This is a genomic window from Thiohalophilus sp. (assembly GCF_031581315.1).
Taxonomy (GTDB): Bacteria; Pseudomonadota; Gammaproteobacteria; order UBA6429; family Thiohalophilaceae; genus Thiohalophilus.
On record NZ_JAVLAZ010000160.1, the window covers coordinates 1 to 2595 of the forward strand.

Here is a 2595-nt window from a genome sequence, read left to right on the forward strand (position 1 = left end):
ATGCTGGTCAAGGATCTGCTCAAGAGCGGATTGCAATCGATAGAGAGTGCCGGGGTCTATACCGATCTGTTGCCATGGAGTGCCCTGGCCACCAGCCTGTTAATGTTGCGCTTCCTGTTCCTGGTCTGGTCCCGTCAACCGAATACAGGCGCGAGCGGGATCAATGATGCCATGCTGACAGGCTGGTTGCTGGTGCTGACGGGCGCGCTTTTCCTGTCCTGGGGAATCTGGCTGACAGGCGCCGATCTCGTCGGTGAGTTCAAATTCGCGCCGCTGGCCAGTCTATGGCCACTGGGTGGGGCATTGCTGATCGGCGGGGTGTTCTGGCGCTGGCGAGGAAACTGGCCTGCAGTACCGGCCGGCGACATCGTCGTACCGCTGGAAAAACTCGTGATTTGTCTGCTGGCCGTTGTCAGCATTGTATCGAATACGCTGAACCGGTGGTCGGGACCGCCACGCTGGGTACGTTCCTATCGGTTGACGGCATTGGGATCGGCCGAGGTGTGGTTAACCCGCTGGAGAAGCGCCACCGGCCTGTTCGTGTTGCTGGTAATCCTGTTGATCGTCGCCGGCAGTGTTACAGGCGGATAGTATCGATCACCGCAAGAATAATCATTGCCCAGAGCGCCAGGGAAGCGAATGAGTAGGCATAGAAACGGTGCAATACCCGGTTATAGGTACAGTGAATTACGCTGTGCAGCAGCCTGAATACAAAAAAGGCATATCCCAGAACCAGATAGGTCGGATCAACCTGCCCGGTGACATACAGATAGAGACAAACCACATAGAACAGTACCGGCAGTTCGAAAAGGTTGGTGAGATTCTCGGAAGGCAGATTGATCCGGGTCGGGAGAATCGCGAGCAGTTGCTGGCTGGTGGAAGCCTGCTGCGGATCCACCCCGGCACGGGCGAGGTAGCTCAGGCGCCGATAATACATATACAACCACACCACCATAGTCAGCAGCAGCATGCCTGAAAACGGAATAAAAATCGCCGCCTGATTCATCGGCTATAACCTGTCTCGTTAAAATTCACGTCACGTGTTGCGGAACGTATCAGCGGGAAAACTGAATCGAGTCCATTACTTTATCGACCTTGGCATGGCTTTCCTCGTCCATGTAGGTCTGAATAATGGAGACCGCATAACCGTCGGTGATCAGGGCGTGATAGCGCTGGGCGATATCAAACGTTCCGACCTTCAACGAGGCATCCAGATAGCCGGCCTGTTTGCCGCCGATCGTGGTGGACTGGCACTCACCGTCGAATTCGTAGCTTAACTGTCCCTGCTGGAGGATCTGTTTGACCGCTTTAACGTAATCACAGGGATCCTTGATGCCGGGGTACATTTTGATATTCTCGGCCACCGACAGGACATTGGGGTTCATCTTGCCGGGCGTGCCGGGCGGATATTCAAAAAAGCCGAACAGTGGCAGCGAGCTTTCCATTGCCGCCTCGATCATCTTTTGCATATTCTCATCATCGCCGGAGAGCACCTTGTTGCCCTCTTGCTGCAACATGATGGTCTCCTCGGCGCTCTGTGCGTACCAGTCGACGGGTTTTTCCACCTCCAGGTTAAAGAAGCCATTTATGTAGGTATTGCCGCTGGTGTTCACCGTCACGGGCGAGTCCGAACCGGAATCGGTGCAGGAAATCGACAGCAGTGCGGCCAGTAAAATAACAGGAATGTTTTTTTTCAATGTCACGTCCTCTGTCCAGGGTTAACAGGCAGGTCGAAAACGGGGACAGTCAATCGACTCTGAATTTTTATCGCAAGTAATCAGGCTTTTTTTACAAATTCCGATTTCAGTTGCATGGCGCCAATGCCGTCGATCCGGCAATCAATATTATGATCGCCCTCGATCAGGCGAATATTTTTCACCCGGGTCCCCACCTTCAGTACAGATGACGCGCCCTTGATCTTCAGATCTTTAATTACGGTTACCGTGTCGCCGTCGGAAAGTTCATTGCCGTTGGCATCGCGCACGACGGGCTTGTCATCGGCTGTTGCCTGCGACGCATCTTTCGGCCATTCATGACCACATTCAGGGCAGACATACAGACTCTGATCTTCGTAGGTAAATTCGGAGCCGCACTCGGGGCAGGGGGGTAAATCGCTCATACGGCATCCTGTGTCGGGTTGAAATTACCCATAATCTTAGCAGGGTGGGGGGATATTTTCGAGCTGTTATGGTCCACAGACCTTTCTCAATGCCGCTGGAAATAACGCAGAGGGCGCAGAGGCGCAAAGAACGCAAAGATAAAAAGTTTTCCAACATACCCATTCCCTCTCACCCCCGGGCAGAGGGCAATATCCCTATTTCGTTTTTAATCAAGAGCCTTCGGGTTTTTTGTCGGAGTGACCGAGATCCCTGTCCGGCGCCACGCGATCGCGCACCAGTTGCTTCAGTTCCTTGATCTCGGGAAACCGCCCGGCCTCCTGCCGCGACCAGACCAGCTCATCATTGACCCAGATTTGAAAAATCCCGCCCTTGCCCGGTTTGAGGGTCAGATCGGTGATCTCCTCGTCAAACGTGGTCAGCAATTCCTGCGCCATCCAGGCGGAGCGCAGTAACCAGCGGCACTGGGTGCAGTAGA

Annotated in this window: 4 protein-coding genes and 1 pseudogene; 1 reads left to right on the plus strand and 4 read right to left on the minus strand. The window is 54.1% G+C overall.

Translation table 11 applies throughout. From position 1 onward, the window contains the following. Positions 1-591 (plus strand): annotated as a pseudogene (locus RI563_RS13100) (hypothetical protein); the annotation flags it as partial. Here the strand turns inward: RI563_RS13100 and RI563_RS13105 are convergent. The 4 genes from RI563_RS13105 to RI563_RS13120 form a co-directional block, all read right to left on the minus strand. Then, positions 578-1006, minus strand: coding sequence for an MAPEG family protein (locus RI563_RS13105; RefSeq protein WP_310694828.1), 429 nt, complete (start codon positions 1004-1006; stop codon positions 578-580). The pseudogene RI563_RS13100 and the gene RI563_RS13105 sit on opposite strands and share 14 nt — an antisense overlap. A 49-nt stretch (positions 1007-1055) precedes the next feature. Continuing rightward, entirely contained in the window at positions 1056-1697 is a 642-nt protein-coding gene (locus RI563_RS13110; RefSeq protein ID WP_310694829.1) for a hypothetical protein, read from the minus strand. A gap of 80 nt (positions 1698-1777) precedes the next feature. After that, complete coding sequence (locus tag RI563_RS13115; protein ID WP_310694830.1) at positions 1778-2119, minus strand: zinc ribbon domain-containing protein YjdM; 342 nt, start codon at positions 2117-2119, stop codon at positions 1778-1780. A gap of 210 nt (positions 2120-2329) precedes the next feature. After that, the coding region (locus tag RI563_RS13120) for a SelT/SelW/SelH family protein (RefSeq protein ID WP_310694831.1) at positions 2330-2595 on the minus strand (266 nt) is incomplete at its 5' end.

Coding starts and splice junctions, on each gene's coding strand:
- RI563_RS13115 (WP_310694830.1), bottom strand. CDS start 2,119: ATGAGCGATTTACCCCCCTGCCCCGAGTGCGGCTCCGAATTTACCTAC.
- RI563_RS13105 (WP_310694828.1), bottom strand. CDS start 1,006: ATGAATCAGGCGGCGATTTTTATTCCGTTTTCAGGCATGCTGCTGCTG.